This is a genomic window from Novosphingobium sp. YAF33 (assembly GCF_052113265.1).
Lineage (GTDB): Bacteria > Pseudomonadota > Alphaproteobacteria > Sphingomonadales > Sphingomonadaceae > Novosphingobium.
The window spans coordinates 60,406-79,235 of record NZ_JBFRCW010000005.1 but is presented as its reverse complement, the minus strand read 5'-3'; the positions used below and the strand labels follow the sequence as shown (position 1 = coordinate 79,235).

At 67.1% G+C, this 18,830-nt stretch carries 15 protein-coding genes; 4 read left to right on the top strand and 11 right to left on the bottom strand.

What is annotated here, in order from left to right; genetic code table 11:
• Positions 1-11 precede the first annotated feature (11 nt).
• The 4 genes from AB4Z00_RS11490 to AB4Z00_RS11475 form a co-directional block, all read right to left on the bottom strand.
• Entirely contained in the window at positions 12-3,233 is a 3,222-nt protein-coding gene (locus AB4Z00_RS11490; RefSeq protein WP_442046024.1) for a family 78 glycoside hydrolase catalytic domain, read from the bottom strand.
• Positions 3,230-5,239 (bottom strand): right-handed parallel beta-helix repeat-containing protein, encoded by a 2,010-nt coding sequence (locus AB4Z00_RS11485; protein ID WP_442046023.1) that lies wholly within the window; start codon positions 5,237-5,239, stop codon positions 3,230-3,232. The genes AB4Z00_RS11490 and AB4Z00_RS11485 overlap by 4 nt, the downstream gene beginning before the upstream one ends.
• Positions 5,240-5,291: 52 nt before the next feature.
• A complete protein-coding gene (locus tag AB4Z00_RS11480; protein ID WP_442046022.1) occupies positions 5,292-6,020 on the bottom strand; it encodes an SDR family oxidoreductase in 729 nt (242 codons plus the stop codon).
• 61 nt (positions 6,021-6,081) lie between these two features.
• Positions 6,082-6,930 carry a fumarylacetoacetate hydrolase family protein gene (locus AB4Z00_RS11475; RefSeq protein WP_314466814.1) on the bottom strand — a complete coding sequence of 283 codons (849 nt, stop codon included), beginning with the start codon at positions 6,928-6,930 and terminating at the stop codon, positions 6,082-6,084.
• A 183-nt stretch (positions 6,931-7,113) separates the two neighbouring features.
• On the opposite strand from AB4Z00_RS11475, the gene AB4Z00_RS11470 reads away from it, so the two are divergent.
• Both AB4Z00_RS11470 and AB4Z00_RS11465 read left to right on the top strand, forming a co-directional pair.
• Positions 7,114-7,953 (top strand): amidohydrolase family protein, encoded by an 840-nt coding sequence (locus tag AB4Z00_RS11470; RefSeq protein ID WP_442046021.1) that lies wholly within the window; start codon positions 7,114-7,116, stop codon positions 7,951-7,953.
• Between the two features lie 2 nt (positions 7,954-7,955).
• Positions 7,956-8,960 (top strand): aldo/keto reductase, encoded by a 1,005-nt coding sequence (locus AB4Z00_RS11465; protein ID WP_442046020.1) that lies wholly within the window; start codon positions 7,956-7,958, stop codon positions 8,958-8,960.
• A 43-nt stretch (positions 8,961-9,003) separates the two neighbouring features.
• On the opposite strand, the gene AB4Z00_RS11460 is transcribed toward AB4Z00_RS11465, so the two are convergent.
• Genes AB4Z00_RS11460 through AB4Z00_RS11430 form a run of 7 tightly spaced genes read right to left on the bottom strand, consistent with a single transcriptional unit; the run spans position 9,004 to position 16,179 of the window.
• Complete coding sequence (locus AB4Z00_RS11460) at positions 9,004-9,927, bottom strand: SDR family NAD(P)-dependent oxidoreductase (protein WP_442046019.1); 924 nt, start codon at positions 9,925-9,927, stop codon at positions 9,004-9,006.
• On the bottom strand, positions 9,924-10,811 hold the full coding sequence (locus AB4Z00_RS11455; protein WP_442046018.1) for an SDR family NAD(P)-dependent oxidoreductase: 888 nt from the start codon (positions 10,809-10,811) through the stop codon (positions 9,924-9,926). The genes AB4Z00_RS11460 and AB4Z00_RS11455 overlap by 4 nt, the downstream gene beginning before the upstream one ends.
• 5 nt (positions 10,812-10,816) lie before the next feature.
• Positions 10,817-11,383 (bottom strand): nuclear transport factor 2 family protein, encoded by a 567-nt coding sequence (locus tag AB4Z00_RS11450; protein ID WP_134094284.1) that lies wholly within the window; start codon positions 11,381-11,383, stop codon positions 10,817-10,819.
• Positions 11,373-12,269 (bottom strand): SDR family NAD(P)-dependent oxidoreductase, encoded by an 897-nt coding sequence (locus AB4Z00_RS11445; protein WP_442046017.1) that lies wholly within the window; start codon positions 12,267-12,269, stop codon positions 11,373-11,375. Before AB4Z00_RS11445 ends, AB4Z00_RS11450 begins: the two co-directional genes overlap by 11 nt.
• Positions 12,266-12,796: a nuclear transport factor 2 family protein gene (locus AB4Z00_RS11440; protein WP_442046016.1), complete on the bottom strand. Its 531-nt coding sequence runs from the start codon at positions 12,794-12,796 to the stop codon at positions 12,266-12,268. Before AB4Z00_RS11440 ends, AB4Z00_RS11445 begins: the two co-directional genes overlap by 4 nt.
• Before the next feature lie 36 nt (positions 12,797-12,832).
• Positions 12,833-13,834 carry a zinc-dependent alcohol dehydrogenase family protein gene (locus AB4Z00_RS11435; protein WP_442046015.1) on the bottom strand — a complete coding sequence of 334 codons (1,002 nt, stop codon included), beginning with the start codon at positions 13,832-13,834 and terminating at the stop codon, positions 12,833-12,835.
• Between the two features lie 5 nt (positions 13,835-13,839).
• Positions 13,840-16,179, bottom strand: coding sequence for a TonB-dependent receptor (locus tag AB4Z00_RS11430; protein WP_442046014.1), 2,340 nt, complete (start codon positions 16,177-16,179; stop codon positions 13,840-13,842).
• Positions 16,180-16,431: 252 nt separating this feature from the next.
• Between AB4Z00_RS11430 and AB4Z00_RS11425 the strand changes: the two genes are divergently transcribed.
• Positions 16,432-17,514, top strand: a complete 1,083-nt coding sequence (locus AB4Z00_RS11425; protein ID WP_442046013.1) for an AraC family transcriptional regulator ligand-binding domain-containing protein — start codon at positions 16,432-16,434, stop codon at positions 17,512-17,514.
• A gap of 91 nt (positions 17,515-17,605) precedes the next feature.
• Positions 17,606-18,793: a MaoC family dehydratase gene (locus tag AB4Z00_RS11420; RefSeq protein WP_243654273.1), complete on the top strand. Its 1,188-nt coding sequence runs from the start codon at positions 17,606-17,608 to the stop codon at positions 18,791-18,793.
• Positions 18,794-18,830 lie beyond the last annotated feature (37 nt).

The window sequence follows — 18,830 nt, the reverse complement described above, 5'->3', positions numbered from 1 at the left end:
CTCGCCCCGGATCAGCTCCGGGACGAGGGACCCTGGGCCGTGAAACGGTACTCGCCCGAACCGACCTCGATCACCAGGCGATCGCCGCGCATGCCGACAATCTCCACCCCCGGTGCGTCCGGGAGCGCGCGCCCGCTCTCGCGAACGGCATCGGCCGAGCCGGCCGGCAGGCAGACTTCCGCGCGCGAATTCGCAGGCACCACCAGCCGCGCATCGAACTGCCCGGCCGCGTTGCTCCACTCCGTGACGATACGGCCGAGCACGCTGTCGTAGCTTGCCCCGCCGCGCGGCAGGCGCGGGTCCAGCACCGGGTCGAAGCGCCACTTGAGGAAGCCCGCGTCGAGCGGGTCGATCCCGGCCACGCGGCGGAACACGAAACCCGTCACCGCGCCCAGCGCATAGTGGTTGTACGAATTCATCGAAGCGTCCGCCATGTCGGCGTTCCAGCGCTCCCAGATCGTGGTCGCGCCCTTGGCGATCATGTAGCCCCACGAGGGAAAGGCGGTGCGCAGCAGCAGGTCGTAGACCAGCGCATGCTCGCCTTGGTCCGCCAGGGCATCGAGGCTGAACGGCGTGCCCAGGAACCCGGTCGAGAGCAAAGTGCCGCGGCGCCGGATATCCGCTGCGAGCTTCGCCGTCGCTGCCGCGCGCAGGCCCTCGGGCACCAGTCCGAAACGCAGCGCGAGGATGTAGCCGCATTGCGACCCGTTGCCGACACTGCCGTCCGGCCGCACGAAGGCCGCGGCGAAGGCGGCGGTGATGTCCTTCGCCAGTTGCTCGTAGCGTTCCGCCTCGGGCTGGCGCTTCGCCCCGCGCGCCATCTGCGCCATGGCATCGGCCGAGCGTTTCCACATGGCCGTCGCGATGAGGTCCTTGGGCGTGGTCTCGTCCCCCGGCTCCTTGGCGTCCAGCGCCACCCAATCGCCATAGTCGTAGCCGCGCAAGTGGCGCCAGACATGGTCCGGGTTGCTGTCGGCGATGAAGCGCATGTAGCGCGTCATCGCCGGCCAGTTGCGCTCCACGATCGCGGTGTCCCCGTAGCGCTGCCAGACCGTCCAGGGCAGGATCACCCCGGCATCCGCCCAGCCCGGCGAGGCGCCGAGCAACTGGTCGCGCCAGCCGGAAGGCGCATAGTCCGGGAATTCCCCGCGCGGCCCCTGGGCGTCGCGCATGTCGCCCATGAAGCGGCGGGTGAACGGGCCGACGTCCATGGTGAAGGCCGCCGCGTCCCAGAACACGTTGGCGTCCCCCGTCCAGCCCAGCCGCTCGTCGCGCTGCGGGCAGTCGGTAGGCACGCCGAAGAAGTTGGAGCGCTGGCTCCAGCGGCTGTTCTGCCACAGGCCCTGGATGATCCGGTTCTCGATCAGTGGCCGCCCGGTTTCGGGCAGGGCGCTGGATACGACGATCCCCGCGATCTCGTCTGCGGTGGGTGCGCGGCCCAGTCCGCTGACCTCGACATAGCGGAAACCGAAATAGGTGAAGTGCGGCTGGTACGTCTCGCCCGCCGGATCGCCGCGCAGGGTATAGAGACAGGCGCAGCGCGCCGACCGCAAGTTCGCCTGATCGACATGACCGTCCGCGCCGAGGATTTCGGCAAAGCGCAGCGAAACCTGCTTCCCGGCCGCGCCGCGGGCCTTCAGTTCCACCCAGCCCGCGAAGTTCTGGCCGAAGTCGATGACGTGTCGGTCGCCGTCGAAGCTGGTGATGGATTTCGCCGCCATGCGCTCGATCGGGCAGATCGGCGGGCCGACGTGAGCGACCAGCGCACAAGGCGGGGTCTCGCCGATCCGCACCGGCACCCAGCCTGCGCCCCGGAACCCCGGCTGCGACCAGCCGGGCTGCTCCAGCCGGGCGTCGTAATCCTCGCCGTAGTAGATTTCCGCCTGCGTCACCGGACTTTCGGGGCGCAGCTGCCAATCCTTGTCGGTCGCGACAAGCGAGCGGGTGCCGTCAGTGTGCTCGACCTCGAGCTGCGCGAACAGCCGCAGCGGCGGATCGCCGAAAGCATAGCGCCCGGCCGGGGCGTGGTAGCTGCCATACCATCCCTCTCCCAGCATCGCGCCGATGGCGTTGGCGCCCGGACGCAGGAGCGCGGTCACGTCGTAAGTGCGGTAGAGCGCGGTGGAACGGAAATCGCTGCTTTCCGGTGCAAGGCAGACATCGCTGATACGCGCGCCGTTGATTTCCGCCACATAAGCGCCGAGCGCCGTCATGCGCAGCCGCGCCTGCCGGACCGGCTTGGCCAGCCGGAACTCGCGCCTGAGCATATAGGCACCGCTTCTCGGCCAGGCCTGGGGCTGGTCGGCGGAGCGGGTCGCCGCGGCCCAGCGCGCATCGTCGAAAGACGCCTCGGACCACCCCTCGGGCGCTTGGACGGCCGTACGCATCGTCTCGCTGGTCAGGCGCCGGCCAGCGGTACGGATCATCGCGGTAGCAGCGATCTCGTGGATTTTCGGCCCGTTGAAGCCACGCGGATTTTCCACCTGGAAGCCCAGCACATGACGCCCCGCCGCCAGCCGGCGCGTCGTCACCGCCACCGGATCGATACCGAAACGCTTGAAACCCACGGGGACTTCCACTTGCGCCCCATCCAGCCAGAGCGTCGACTTGAAGTTCGCCGCCGTGAACAGCGTCACGTCCCCGGGTTCTGCCAGATCGAAGGCGAGGCGGAAGAAGCGCGGGGTATCGTCCGCCGTGCGGTCGCCCCGCATCCACACGAGACCGGCCGCGCGGTCGGCGCGTTCCAGCTCGGTCTGCGCCTCGATCCACTGCGCCTGCCAGTCCGCCTTGTCGAGCAGGCCCATTTCGAACGTGGCGACCGGACTGGTCGCGCGCAGGCCCGCATCGTCGCGCACGAGGACGCGCCAGTAGACCTTCTGCCGCGACTTCAGCGGCGCACCGAGCCAGCCCATGTCCATGCTGCGCCGGGTGAGCACCTCGCCCGCGTGCCACAAGTCCGGCGTGCCCGCCTCCAGCAGCGCGGCGCTCGACGCGGCCTGAACCTCGCAGCGGGTCTGGGTCACGCCGCGCCGGTCGCTTTCCAGCCGCCACGAGAGCCGCACGTCCTGCTGGTCGAGCCCGATCGGCGCGACCAGTCCCTCGGCGCGAAGATCGACCACGCGCAGCGCCGCCGCCTCCTGCGCCAGGGCCGAACCCAGCGGCATCCCTGCGGCTGTACCCAGCGCGCCGGCACTCTTGAGCAGCGCGCGGCGGTCAAGGCCGGCCCCGCTCACTTGCGCACCCCGGCCGCGTCGATCACGGCTTGCGCCTCGGCGGGCCAGTTCCGGTCGGGCACCAGCGGATTGTCCCGCGCGACGTTGCCGATCTCCTCCAGCCAGCGCCCGCCGGTGGTGTTGACCGTGTGCCAGTTGCCGGTGGCCAGGTTGTCAGTGGAGATGCGCCGCTTGTACATGGCGCCCGCGGTGTTGATATTGAGCCACTTGCCGCCCGTCTCGACGACGTTGCCGGCGATCCTGAAGTGCTTCGAGCCCTCGTCGAGATAGATCGCGATGCGGTTGCCGATGTCGAAGATGTGATTGCCCCGGATCACCGAGTCCGGGTTGGCCGAAAGGTTGTAGATCGCGCCGCCGTCCATGAACCAGGTCTTCACGCCGTGGATGCGGTTACCCTCCACCACGGTATCGCGCAGCGTCGTGGGCGTGGTGAACCTGGTGTTGTGGACGTAGCCCTTCGCGTTCTCGTCGTAATTCGGGTTGCCGCCCGCATCGTTGTAGCCCCAGCCCCAGCCGACGGCGATCCCGTCATAGGGGGCATCGCTGATGTCGTTATGAGCGATGCGCGCGCCGGTCACGTAAGTGGTGAGGATCGCCGCGTTGTCGCGGTAGTCCTGGCTGACGGTGACGACCGTATTGTCCTCGATCGCGAGGTCGCGGTTGACGAGGCGGGGATCCGCCGGGTGGTGCGCCTCGACCCGGACGCCGCCCGCCATGATCGCGCTGCCCGAGAGCACGGCGAAGCGATTGCGCGTCACGCGCACACCCTGCGCCGCCAGCCCCACGCCCGAAAGGTTGGCATTGGCGTCATTGCCGATGCCGAGCGCCACCTGGCCGAGCTGCGAGAAGGTATTGCCTGCAAAAGTGACGTCGCGCGCCGCGGAGACCTGCACGGCGGCAGGCATCTGGTGCCATTTCTGGCGCATCGATTCGAATTCGGTACAGCCCCAGCCGCAGCTTTGCCAGGCATCGGCGGGGCGGATCGGAGAGGTCTCGTAGAGGAACGCGCCGCTCTGCTGGTTGGCATAGCCGGTGGGGCGCGAGGGGCCGAGCCAGCTCGTATGCGAAAAACGCAGGCCTTCGAAGTGCAGCCGCTCCACCGGCGCCTCGGGCGTGCCCGCGATGGAAACCAGCGCCTCCAGCCGGGGCACGATCACCTCGCGCCCGGCGATGTCCTCGTCCAGGCCTATGCGCAGATAGAGCTTGCCCGCCTGCGGGTCGATCACCCACTGATAGGGGCGCGAGTGCCACTCGTTCGCCTTGCCGACGAATTCCAGGGCATTGGTCAGGAACAGGCGGCTGTCGTCGGGGAAGATCGGCTTGGAGATCGTGTCGTAGCCCCAGGTGTTGTTGTCCCAGGCGGGCTGCTGCATCGTCACGCGGCCGCTCGCGATGGCCTTCACCGGGGAGAAGCGATCGGTGAAGAAGCCGGTCGCCTCCAGCTCCACCCGGTCCGGCCGGGCCAGCGTGGAGAGCCAGTCCAGCTTGGGGTTCACCACGGTGAAGCCCTGCGCATCGAACTTCACGTCGGCGGCGCGGATCTCCACCCAGGGCCGCTCCGCCAGCGTGCCGTCGACCCAGACCTGCCGGGTATCGAGGCCCTTGGGCACATCCGCGACCCAGATGCGGCGCTCCGCATCGTAAGGCTTGAACCCCGTCACCGCCATGCCGCCGGAAATCGTGGGATGCGCGCCCGTCGCCGCCTTCCATGTCACCGCATGACCGCCCAGCCCGCCATCGCCGCGCCGGAACGAGAGCGGCGCCTCCAGGCGGTAGGTCCCCTCGCCCAGCAGCACCGTTACATCCGCCTTGGCATTGCTGCGCCGCACCAGGGCCTGCGCGCGGGGAAGCGAGCGGACCGGCCGCGCCGCCGTGCCGGGATTGCGGTCGTCGCCTTGCGGAGAGACGTGCACTTCGACGGCGCGCTCCTGGGCGATGGCCGGCAGGGCGCTGGCGCCCGCCGCCAGCAGGGCCAGAAGGCGCGCGATGCGGCGGGCCTCGATCATAGTTCCGTCTCCCTTTTCTTGTTCTTGTCCGGATTCTTGTTCTTGTGCGGATTCAGCTGGTCCAGCCGCCGTCGATCACATGGATCCCGCCGGTGGTGAAAGCGGACTCGTCCGAAGCCAGATAGACCGCGAGCGCTGCCAGCTCCCCCGGTCGGCCGAAGCGGCCCATCGCCTGCCTTGCCGTGAATTCCGCATAGGCCTTCTCGAAATCGCCGGTGTCGCGCAGGCGCTGGAGCAACGAGGGCGTTTCCACCGTGCCGGGGCAGATCGCATTGCAGCGGATGCCCTGAGTGACGAAGTCCACCGCGACCGATTTGGTCAGCCCGATCACCGCCGCCTTGGTAGTCGAATAGGCGAAGCGGTTGGGCACGGCCTTCACGCTGGATGCCACCGACGACATGTTGATGATAGAGCCCCGCCCGAGCGCGATCATCTGCGGCAGCACGGCCCGGATCATGCGGTATTGCGCGGTGACATTGAGCGCGTTGGAAAAGGCCCAGGCCTCCTCGTCGCAGTCGAGAATGGTGCCGGGATGGACGAAGCCCGCGCAGTTGAACAGCACGTCGATGTCGGGATGCGCCGCCGCAACAGCCTTTACGGCATCGGCATCGGTCACGTCGAGCACCAGCGTTTCCGCGCCCTCGAAGTCCGCCAGCACATCGGCGCGGATGTCCGTCGCGATCACCCGCGCGCCTTCGCGCAGAAACGCTTCGGCACTGGCGCGGCCGATACCCTGTCCGGCCGCCGTCACCAGTGCAGTCTTACCAGCAAGACGCCCCATACCCTCTCCATCACCACATAATACGTATGATGAATTAAGCGCATGGGGCGCATGCTGTCAATCAGTCTATCGCGACGAACTCCTGCCGCTGCGTGCCCAGCTTCTCGATACCCAGGGTCACCACGTCACCCGCCTTGAGGTACCAGGGCTCCGGCTTCTGGCCGAGGCCGACGCCCGGCGGGGTGCCGGTGGTGATGACGTCGCCGGGAAGCAGCGTCATGAACTGGCTGAGGTAGGACACGATCTGGGCGACGGTGAAGATCATCGTCGAGGAACTGCCGTCCTGCACGCGCTTGCCATTGACCTCCAGCCACATGCCCAGCGCCTGCGGATCGCCCACTTCGTCGGCCGTGACCAGCCAGGGTCCGATCGGCCCGAAGCCGGGGAAGCCCTTGCCCTTGTCCCAGGTGGCGCCGCGCTCCTGCTGCCACTCCCGCTCCGACACGTCGTTGACGACGCAGTAACCCGCGACATGATCGAGCGCCGAAGCTTCGTCCACATTGTAGGCCTCTGTGCCGATGATCACGCCGAGTTCGACTTCCCAATCGGTCTTTCGCGAGGCGCGCGGGATCGTCACCGGATCGTTCGGCCCCTGGATGCAGCTCACCCACTTGTTGAAGACCACCGGTTCCTCGGGGATCGGCAGGTTGGATTCGGCGGCATGGTCGGCATAGTTGAGGCCGATGGCGACGAACTGGCGCGTCCCGCCCACGCAAGGGCCATAGCGCACCGGGCCTTCGATCAGCGGCAGCGAAGCCGGGTCGATCTGGGCAAGGCGCGACAAGGCGTCCGACGAAATCGCCCCGGAATCGATGTCTCCCACATGGCCGGAAAGGTCGCGGATGCCGCCCTCGGCATCGATCATCGCTGGGCGCTCGTTTCCGGCTTCGCCGACGCGGCAGAGTTTCATTCTTGGCATCCTTTCGTCTTGATTTGTCAGGGCGGCATGGACAGCCGCATCGCATGTTGTATGATGTCGTATGTTTATTCAGGGCGCAAGGCCGGAAGGCAAGGGAGAGGACATGACCGCCGCGTTTCGGACGACCCGCTGCAGAGCCGCGGCGCGCCGTCGGCCCCATCCGGGGCGGCGCCGGTGACGCGTCCGCGCATTCTCGATTCGCATCAGCACTTCTGGCGCATTTTTGCGCCGGAATGTAGCTGGCCCGATGCCGACTGGCCACTGTTGAACCGCGATTTCCTTCCGCCCGACCTGGCCGCGGCCACCACGGGTGTCGATCTTGCGGGCACGGTGCTCGTCCAGTCCCAGCCCGACGACCGCGATACGGACTGGCTCTTCGCCCTTGCCGCCGAAGAGCCGATGGTGCTGGGCATCGTCGCCTGGGCCGCGCTCGACGCGCCCTGCGCGCCGCAGCGCATCGCCGCGCTGGCCGGGCGCCCCAAATGCGTGGGCCTGCGTCCGATGCTCCAGGCCATGGCCGACAGCGAATGGCTCCTGCGACACGAACTGCACCCCGCCATCGCGGCCCTGGCCGAGCAGGGCCTGCGCTTCGATGCCCTCGTCGAGCCGCGCCACTTGCCCGCTCTCGCCCGCTTCGCAGAGGCCTGGCCGCAGATTCCCATCGTCATAGACCACGCCGGCAAGCCCGGCGCGGCCGTCCTTGCCATGGACCCCTGGCGCGCGGACCTTGCCGCCCTCGCCCGGCTGCCGAACGTGTGGTGCAAACTTTCGGGTCTGCGCACGCAGCAGGCAAAGGGGCAGGACGCCGCCGCGCTGGCGCCTTATGCCGCGCATGTGTTCGAATGCTTCGGCGCGCGCACCATGTGGGGCAGCGACTGGCCGGTGCTCCTGCACATGGGCGACAGCTATGCCGACTGGATCGACGATACCCTGATGCTGGTGGGCGATCTTGGCGCGGCCGACCGGCAACGCCTGTTCGAAGGCGCGGCACGTCAATTCTACGGACTGGAGTAAGCATGGCGACGCAATCGTTCCCGGCACCGCTGAGCTTCGGCTCGGCCGCGATCGGCAACCTCTATCGCCCGGTCCCCGACGCGGAGGCCTTCGCGGTGATCGAGGCTGCCTGGGCGGCGGGCCTGCGCTATTTCGACACTGCGCCGCACTACGGCTTCGGGCTGAGCGAAAAGCGGCTAGGCGAAGCGCTGGCCACGCTGGACCCGGCAGGTGAAGCCGTCATCTCCACGAAAGTCGGCCGCCGCCTGGATCCGGCCCCCCTTGCCGATCTCACCGCCCTACGTCAGGGTTTCGTCTCGCCCGAGCCGTTCGAAAGCGTGTTCGACTACGGCTACGACGCCGTCCTGCGCTCGCACGAGGCCAGCCTGAAACGCCTGCGACGCGATCGCGTGGATATCCTGCTGGCACACGACATCGGCAGCTATGCCCATAGCGCCGACCATGCCGAAAGGATGCGGCAGTTCCTGGACGGGGGCCTGCGCGCCATGCAGGAACTGCGCGACGGCGGCGCGGTGGTCGCGATCGGCCTCGGCGTGAACGAAACCGCGGTCTGCGAGGAAGTCCTGGACCACGCCGATCTCGACGTCATCCTGCTGGCCGGGCGCTATACCCTGCTGGAGCAATCGCCGCTCGATCGCCTGTTTCCCTTATGCGCCGCGCGCGGAGTGCGCATCGTCGCCGGGGCGCCCTTCAACTCCGGCATTCTCGCGCGCGGGGTGCGGAATGGCCTGCCCGCGCCTTACGAATATGGCGCGCCCTCTGCCGATATCATCGCGCGGGTGGGCCGCATCGAAGACTTGTGCGCCGAATTCGGCATTCCGCTGGCGGCGGCGGCATTGCAGTTTCCGGTACGGCATCCGATCGTGGACGCCGTGATTCCCGGCATCGCCACGAAGGCCGAACTGGATGCCGCGCTGGCGTTGATGTCCACGCCGATCCCCGAGAGCTTCTGGAGCGCCCTTGCCCAAGCGGGGCTGGTCGACAGCCGCGCGCCTCAACCCGCCTGAGCCGAACCTTTCCGCACGGCCGTCAAACGATGGAACCGAACGCCTAGCCCGCCTCCACGCCTCGGCGCACCAATTCGAAACTGCGCGCCATATGCTCGGAAAAGCCGTCCTCTGCGGGGTGGAAGGTCCACTGGCGGGACATGTCGCGGATCTCGCCGATTTCCGCCGCCACGCGGTCGATGGTCCAGTCCGGCCGGTAGACGCCCTCGGTCTCGGCGATGAAGGCGCGGGCCACGCGGCCACCCATAGAGACGTACATCTCGCCGGTCACCGAACAGCTTTCATGCGCCAGCCAGCCCACCACCGGGGCGACCAGTTCCGGGCCCATCGCGGGATATTGCGAGGTATCCAGTCCCTCGGCCATGCGCGTCACCGCGCCCGGCAGGATGATGTTCGATTTCACCCCATGCGCCGCGCCTTCGATGGCGACGATGTTGTTCAGCCCGATCATGCCGGATTTGGACACGGCGTAGTTGACCACGCTCGGCATCGAATAGAGCCCACCGATCGACCCGGTGAGCACCACCCGGCCGTAGCCCTGCTTCACCATGCGCTCGAAAGCCGGGCGCACGACGTGGAAAGCGCCCAGCAAGTGCACGTCCACTACGCTGCGGAAATCGTCGTAGCTGATCTCGTCGAGCATCGCGAAGCGGTTGTTGCCCGCGTTGTGGATCACCACGTCGACCCGCCCGAAGGCATCGAGCGCGGCCTCGACAATGGCTTTGCCGCCCGGTTCCGTGGCCACGCTCTCGGTGCAGGCCACCGCCTCGCACCCGGCGCCGCGAAGGGCCTGGGCGGCCTGCTCGGCCGGGCCGGCATCCGATCCGGAGCCCGAGAGGGCGCTGCCGTTGTCGGCGACCACGATCCGCGAGCCCAGCCCGCCCAGCAATTCGGCATAGGCACGGCCCAACCCGCGCGCGCCGCCCGTGATGACGGCCACTTTTCCATCGAAACGGCGTTCGCTCATGGCCTGCTCCAGGTGGTTTCGCCGGCGCTCCACAGCGGCGCCCCGCGCGTTTCGCGCAGGGAGGGGATCGTGCGGCCGTCCTTGTCCGTCACGCCATATTCGGCGGCGAGTTCGGCATTGATGAAAGTCCCGCCCGACCGGGCCTGAACCTGCGGGTCCATTGCCAGCGCGGCGATCACCCGCCCCGGGAACTCGGGCGAGGAGCCGACCGCGCTGTTGAGCTGGCCGGCCATGCCGGGCACCGTCTTCAGGTTTTCCCTCGCCCGCTCGGTATACGTGAAGCCCTGCCAGAGCGAGACGGCGCTGACGCCGGTATCGCGCAGCTCGTGCCCCATGTCGCGCATCATCCGGTCCGTGGCGGTCTTGGTGGTGCCGAACACGACATCGTAGGTATACGTCACGCCGACATAGCCGGAGAGCGCGGCGATCAGGCCGGAACCCTGCGGCACCATGATCCGCGCCGCATGCCAGGCGGCAATATAGGCGGCACGCATGCCGGTATCCCAGATTTCCCACGCATCCAGCGGCTTTTCCCAGAACCCGTCGCGGCGGGTCATGGCCTCCGGAATGGCCATGGCATTGTTGGCGAGGATATCGAGCCGCCCTTCGTCCCGGCGCACTTGCGCGAACAGTGCGGCGATCTGCGCGTCGTCCTTGAGATCGAGCGCGACGGCCACGCCCTTGCCGCCGCGCGCATCCACCTCCGCCACCGTTTCCGCAAGCGTTCCCGGCAAGGGGTTCTGGCCCGCGCCCGTCGTCCTGCCCGTGACGTAGACGGTCGCGCCCTGCTCCGCGAGCGCGCAGGCGATGCCCTTGCCGATTCCCCGCGTGGCCCCGGTCACGACCGCGACTTTCCCGACAAGTCCGTCGGAGATCCGGCCCACCTCGCTCACTTCCTTGCCGGATTGCTGGGCGCGCGGCGGTTGACGAGCGGCCGCTGGTAGGATGGATCGTCCTTGTCGCGACTGGACACGCCGTTCAGCGCGATGCCCGGAACGTCCGAGAAGGGAACGGCCATCGGCGGGGGCATGGAACCCCATTCGATGACATTGGTGCGCAGCGCGATCCGCCAGACATCTCCTCGCCGCTCCAGCCGGTCGATGTAACGGCCGCCTGCGATCCACAGCAGCTCGCCGCGATTGCGGCCGACGAACTGATAATAGGTTTCGGTATGGGCGGTGTCGCCGTCGAGATCGATGGTGGTCTGGAGCAGCGCGTGATGGGTGAGGATCTGCCCGGCCTCGTGCATCGGCACCGCCCAGTCCCAGCAATCCGCCGCCGACCCCACGAAAGGCCCGGCCGCCATCGTCGCATCGTCCCAGAACGCCGAGAGGTATATGTCCCGGTCGAACCGGTCCATCCCGCGCGAAAAGCGGGCCAGGCATTCGCGAATGTCCTGCTTGTCCAGCAGTTCGTCCAACCGCGCCGCGCGGTCTCGGGGGGTGTCACTTGCCACGGTAGTCTACCTCCGCAATGGGCTTCCATAGGGGCGAACCGCGCGAGGCGCGGGCGGATTGGATCACTTGGCCGTCCACGTCGGTCAGGCCGTATTCCTGCGCGAGTTCGGCCGTAACGAATTCTCCGCCGGAGCGCTTCATCACAGCGGGATCGGCGGCCAGCGCGGCGATCACCCGGCCCGGATGCTCCACGCTGCTGCCGTGCATCTGGGTGATCGAGGCGGTCATCTTGTCGCCCATCCTGGCAAGATTGTCCTGCGCCTTCTCGGTCAAGGTCAAGCCCTGCCAAAGCGTCAGCGAGGCGACGCCGTGCGGTTCCAGTTCGATCGCCATGTCGCGCGCCATGCGGTCGACCGCCGACTTGGACGTGCCGAAGATCACGCTGTACGTGTAAGTGACGGCTGCGAAGCCGGAAATCGCCACGATCAGCCCCGATTTCTGCGGCGCCATGATCCTGGCAGCGTGCCAGGCCGCCACGTAGTTGGAGCGCACGCCCACGTCCCACATCTCCAGGTTGGAGAGCGGCTTTTCCCAGAAGGCCTTGGGCTCCAACAAGTCGTCCGAGAGCGTGAAGGCATTGTTGACGAGGATGTCGAGTCGTCCCTGCTCGGCGGCTATCCGCTCGAACAGCGCGGCCACGGCGGCATCGTCGCCATGATCGCAGGCCACCGCAACACCGCGCCCGCCGCTGTCCCTGCCGCGCGCGTCGCATTCGGCCGCCGTTCCGCCCACGGTGCCGGGCAGGTAGTAGTCCCCCTCCCGCACGGTGCGCCCGGTGACGTAGACGGTCGCGCCCTGTTCGGCCAGGACCAGCGCGATGCCTTTGCCGATGCCCCGGCTGGCGCCGGTAACCAGCGCGACCTTGCCGGCCAGCGGCGCGCTCATGCCGTTTCTCCGGCGAACCAGCGCTCGCTGAAGTCGCCCTTGGCGCGGCCGGGGAAGTGCTCGGCGGTGAAGGGATAGCCCATCACGCCCTTCGACCAGTCGGCGGCGGCGCCCCAGTCCTGCTCCCAATCGTAGAGCATCACCCGGTCGGCAATGCGCCATTGCCCGTCGCGCTTCTCGAACGTGTCGAGGTAGCGGCCGCCGATGCAGGTGTCGCGATCTCCCTCCCCCATGTCCACGCGGTGATAGGAGAAGACATGGCTTTCGACGCGTGCGCTATCGCCGTCCAGTTCGATTACCGACTGGCCGATCAGGTGCTGCGTATCCTTGATGGCATCGGCGCCGGGCACGACCCAGGCGAGATAGGCGTCGAAATCACCAGCATAGACGCCGTAGTCGAACCGCGCCTCCGGCCACCAGCAGGAGCGGATCAGGTCCGCGCTGCGCCGGTCCTCACCGCGCGCAAGGCGGGCGACGCAATCGCGGATCGCCTCGCGGTCGAGCAGGGTCTGGATGTCTGGCGTCATTGGTCCTCTCCGTTTTCGGTGTCAGCCCGAATTCATTCAAATTTCGATGCAGATTTTGCCCACCTGCTGGCCCGAACGCATGTGCGCGACGGCGTCTTCCAGGGCGTGAAGCGGGAACACCCGGTCGATCACCGGATGAATATCATGCGCCTCGATCGCGCGAACCATCTCGATCTGGTCGCGGTGGCTGCCGACCGTCACCGCCTGAAGGCAGAGGCGCTTGGCCTGGACCGCGGCGAAGGGCATCGTATCGACATCGAACCCGGCCACCGCCCCGATGATCGCGATGTGGCCGCCGGTCCGCGCCGCCTTGAAGCTCTGCGCCAGCGTGTTCGGGCCGCCCACCTCGATCACATGCTCGACGCCTAGGCCGCCGGTCAGTTCCAGCACGGCGTCTCCCCAGTCCGGCGTGGCGATGCGGTCTATCACATGGTCCGCACCCAGTTCGCGCAGGCGCTCCCGCTTTTCCGGGGTCGAACCGATGGCGATGACGGTGGCGCCCGCCGCCCTGGCGAATTGCAGCGCGAACAGCGAAACGCCGCCGGTGCCCTGCACCAGCACATGCTGTCCCGGGCTGACGCGCCCGTCCGTGATTACTGCGCGCCATGCCGTCACCGCCGCGCAGGGCAGACATGCAGCTTCCACCAGCGAGAGATTGCCCGGCGCGCGCGTGAAGTGCGAGGCCGGACGCACCGCTTCCTCGCAAGCGAAGCCATCTGCGGGACCGCCCGGCGCATTGTCGAGTTCGGCGCGGTCGACATGGCCGTCGCGCCAATTGGGGTGGAAAGTGCTGATCACCCGGTCGCCCAGGGCAAACTGCGTCACGCCCGCAGCGACTTCCACCACTTCGCCCGCGCAGTCGGACAGCGGGATCAGCCCCGGCGGCGAGGGAAACATGCCCCCGATCACCAGCCCGTCGCGAAAGTTCAGCGATGCGCCGTGCACGCGGACGCGTATCTCGCCCGGCCTCAGAGCCTCCGCTGCCGGCAGCTCCACCAGTTCGAGCTGCCGTTCGCCGCCCGCGGGCGCAAGGCGCATGGCCTTCACCGGAACTTCGCGCCCAGCTGGATGCCGTAGGTCACCGGGGCGTTCCAGACCGAACCCGTCCCCAGCGTGTTGAACAGCACTTGCGTGCGATAGCGCGTGTTGGTGACGTTATCGCCGAACACCGCCACGGTGTAGCGCTCCGACGGGTCCGTCCACTCCGCCCGCAGCGCCAGCACTTCGTAGCCCTTCTGCTTGAACTGCTGCTCGGGATCGAAATAGAAGCTGGAGGTGTAGTAGAGATTGCCCGACAGCGTCAGCCCGCCGCCGGCCAGGTCCAGCCGGTAGCTGGCGCCGATATTACCGGTGAAATCGGGCGCGCGCTGCATCTTGTAGCCGGAGGCATCGGTGGAGGTCTGCGTGATCGCGCCCGGTCCGAACCCGCCCAGAGCGGTGGGGATGCAGGCCATCGCATTGCTCAGGTCCGCAATCGCCGGATCGCAATAGCTGTAATAGGGCGCGTTGGTGAAGGATTTGTACCGCGCATGGGTCCAGGCCGCACCGCCCAGCAGCGAGAACGCATCGCTGACCTTGTAGCGAAGCTGCGCCTCCAGTCCGTAGATTTCCGAGGACGCGGCATTGCGGATCTGCGCCGCGCCATTCTGATAGCTGGAAACCTGCAGGTTCTTGTAATCGTAATAGAACCCGGCAAGATCGGCCGAGAACCGGCGGTCGTCGTACTTGAAGCCCACTTCGAAGGCATCGATCTTCTCGGGCTTCACCGGCTGCTGCGAATAGCCGCCGACGTTCAGGATGCCTGCCTTGTAGCCCCGCGTCCACGATGCGTAGACGCTCGATTCCTCGCTGGGCTTGTAACGGACCACCACGCGCGGCGTGAAGCTGTCGTTTTTCAGCCTGTTGACCGGGATGCGCACGCCCGCGCCGCCCGAATAGGGCACCGGCAGGCCGTCCGGCCCGATGTAGGACGTGGTCGTCGCGTTGGTGACGAAGTAGGCATCGCCCACCGTGTCATGGCTGTACCGGCCGCCCAGCGTGAAGAACAGCTGGTCGCTCACCGCATATGTCGCGTCCAGGAATGCGGCGTAGGACTTGGTCGTCGTGCTCGATCCGCCGAACTGACCATAGGGCGATCCGCCGAAGCTGGCGCCGATGTCCCAGGTGTCGCGGATCTGGAAGTAATTGAGGCCCGCCGTCCACTGCAATGGCGATCCCGCCTTCGAATTGATGAGGAATTCCTGGCTCCAGGTCTCGTCATTCACGCCAACGTAGATGTTGAAGAACGGCAGCGCCGTCGCGTCCAGATCGCCGTGATAGGGCGACAGGTCCTTGCGGTACTGGGTGTAGGAGGTGAACTCCGCAAGGCCCAGATCGGCCTTCAACGTTGCCTGAAGCGCGTCCGAATTGGTGCGGAAATCGACCGGGGTGTTGAGCAGGACTTGCCCCGGCTTGGTGGCATAAGTCGATGACGGCGCATAGAAATAGACCAGCGGCAGTCCCTGGGAGCTGGACGCCCCGTAGATCGCCTGACCGGCGGGCGAAACCTTGTCGAGGAAGCCCGCGCCGCCGCTCTTGTCGACATAGGCGTTCACCAGCTGGGTGGTCGGATCGTCGGTTTCCGCATGGACCCAGCGCAGCAGCAGCGAGACGTCGTCGGTCAGATCGGCCTTCATGCCCACGCGCAGCGACCAGTTTTCGTACCTGCCGATGTCGTCGTCATCGGTGGCAAGGTCGGTGAAATAGCCGTCGCCGCGGCGATAGAGCCCCTCCACGTCGATCGCGACGCGGTCGCTGATGCCGAACGTGGCATAGGCCTGCGCTTTCAGCGCATTGAAGCGGCCATAGCTGACCTTGGCCTCCGCGCCGGTATCCGTGCTGGGATCGGCCGTGGTCACCAGGATCGCGCCGCCCGTGGTGTTGCGGCCGAACAGCGTACCCTGCGGTCCCTTCAGCACCTGGATATTGCGAACGTTGAGCAGGTCGAAGTCCGACATGTAGGTGTTGGCCTGGAAGAACCCATCGACATAGATGCCGACATTGGGACCGCCGCCGGAAGTGGTTATGGCCGTGCCGACGCCGCGAATGGTGGGCTGCACCGCCGGTCCCTGGCTGTCGAAACGCAGGCCCGGCGTTACCCGCGCGGTATCGGAAAGCTGCTGGACATTGGCAGTCGCCAACTGCTCCGCCCCCAGCGAGGTGACGCTGATCGGCACGTCGCGCGACTGTTCGGCGCGGCGCTGCGCGGTGACGATGATCTCGGAGGAAGCGGCTGCCGGCTGCGGCGCGGCCTGATCCTGCGCATGTCCGACTTGCGGAAACATCAGCAATGCCGCCATCAATCCATAAAACGATGCAGCGCCCGCGAAACGCGCTTCAGCCATGACACTCTCCCCTGTTGCACCTGACCCCGTGATCGGATCTGGCACCCCCGCAGCCGACTCCGGCCGGACCGCCAGAGCCTTGCCGGGCATTCTTCGGCCCGACTTGCTGGATCGGGACAATCCGTCCGGCGCGCGTTCCGACTTCGGCCAGGCGATGAAACGCGGTGGAGGCGCGCGAACGCTTGATCGAAACGCGCGGAGAAAGCATGCCGGAAAGGCGTGTCCCCCATCGTTCGAGGTTTGCGGATGGAAATGGAAGCAAGGCACCCGGCTCCTCAGGGCGGCAGGGCTTCGAACAGCGAAGCCGGCGGCCATCTGCTGGGCGCGCGCCTGCTGCGCCACTTTCCCGAACTCGTCCGCGAACTGGGCGGCCAGCCGCAGGTCATGCTGGCCGAATCCGGGCTCGACGAAGCCGACTGCGAACGGGAAGGCGCCGCCTCTTACGAGCAGTGGATGGCCCTGGTGGACCGAGCCGCGCGGGAACTGGGCGCGGCCGACTTCGGCATGCGGCTCGCCCTGCGGCAGGGCGGCCGCGGCGTCTACGGCCGGCTCGGGACGCTCATGGCCCATGCCCGCACTTTCGGCGAAGCCACGACGCTGGCGGTGGTCCACAACAATGCCCACTCGCTTGCTGCGCGGGTCTGGAAAGCCGCGACCGCTTCCGGCGCCCATGTCTTCCTGGGGCACGACGTGCTGGTCGGCACTCTGCTGGGCCGCTGTCAGGCCGTGGAGCAACTCATGTTGCTGGGCCACCTCGGCGCCATGGTGCTCACCGGCGGCCGGGCGCGGGCCAGGGACGTGCATTTCCGGCACGGCAACCTGGCAACGCTGCGCAGCTACCGCCGCTATTTCGGCTGCGAGGTGCGTTTCTGCCGCACCGAGGACGGCATAGCCTTCCGCGCCGCCGACATGGCCTTCCCCATCCATGACGCGGATGCCCACGCCCGCACCGAAGCCATCGCCCACTTGCGCTCGACCTTCCGGGATGTCCGTCCCTCGGTGAGCGCGCGGGTGCGCGGAATCGTCATGCAGTGGCTCAGCACCAACGAATGCACCAGCGAACGCGTCGCGCGGTTGCTGGCGCTTCACCCCCGCACGATGAACCGGCGCCTCCACGATGAAGGGACGAGTTTCCAGCGGATCAAGGACCAGGTCCGCTGCGATTACCTGGCTTATTACATCGGGCGAACGGACGTCGAATTGCAGGTCATTTCACGCCGGCTGGGCTTTGCCGAGCAATCCGCCCTGTCCCATTTCTCGCAGCAGATGCTGGGTTCCAGCCCCCGCGACTTGCGGGCGCGCGCCTTGCGGGAAAGCGCGCTGGCCAGACTGTAAATCCGGCCGGGCCATGATTGTCCGGATACGACAAGTCTGATCCGGGCCGGTGCAGCATCTCTCCTTTGCATAACGAACGGAGGATGCACCTTTGGCTGAAACGGCAGAAGACGCGATCATGGACATCAGCGACGTCGAATGGCGGCTGGGCCATCAGGTCGGCGGCGGCGAGCTTTGGGAGCCCTGCAACAAGACGGATATCCGCCGCTGGGTCATGGCGATGGACTACGTCAACCCGCTGCACTGGGACCAGCGCTTCGCCCAGCAGAGCAAGTTCGGCGATCTCATTGCGCCGCAATCGATGCTGGTGGCGCTCGACTACGGCCATGGCAACAATCAGGCCTGCGTCGGACGCATCGAAGGCCAGCACATGATTTTCGGCGGCGAGGAATGGTGGTGGTACGGCACCAACGTGCGCCCCGGAGACCGGATTTCCCACGAGCGCATCTTCACGGGTTACAAGCTGACCGACACCCGCTTCGCCGGCCCCACCCTGTTCCAGCGCGGCGACACGATCCACCGCAACCAGCGCGGCGATCTCATTGCCAAGTCCTGCCCCACGGTCATCCGCTATCTTGCCAAGGAAGCGGAAAAGCGGGGAATGTACGCCTCCACCGCCGGCACCCCGCACAAGTGGACCCAGGCCGAACTTGCCGGGATCGACCAGGCGCGGCGCGATTGGTTCCTGTCCAACCGCGACGGCGTCTCCCCCCGGTTCGAGGCGGTCGCGGTGGGCGACAAGCTTCCGCGCCGCGTCATCGGCCCTCACTCGATCGCCAGCTTCACCACCGAATACCGCGCCTTCGTGTTCAACATCTGGGGCAGCTTCTACTGGCAGGGCATCGAAGGCGTGCCCGATTGCTGGGTCAATCAGGACATGGGCTGGATCGAGGGCTTCTCGTTCGACGAGGAAGGCGCCCTTGTCGACCCGCGCCTGCGCGACGGCCTCTACCTCGGCCCCTCGCGCGGCCATATCGACGACGGCCGCGCCAGCGAGATCGGCATGCACCGTGCCTATGGCTACGGCGCCACGATGGCCGCCTGGAACACCGATTACCTGGCCTTCTGGGCCGGCCACGACGGCATGGTCCGCCACGCCAAGAGCGAGTTCCGGGGCCCCGCCTTCGAAGGCGACGTAACTTGGATCGAGGGTGAGGTGATCGAGAAGATCGAGAATTCCGAGTGGGGTTTCCCCGTCGTGCGCATCGAGGTCCGCATGACCAATCAGGACGGGAAGGTCGTGGTGACTTCGGTCAACGAGGTGCAACTGCCACTCTGAATCGTCTCGATCAGATCAAAGCTGACGAGACGGATTT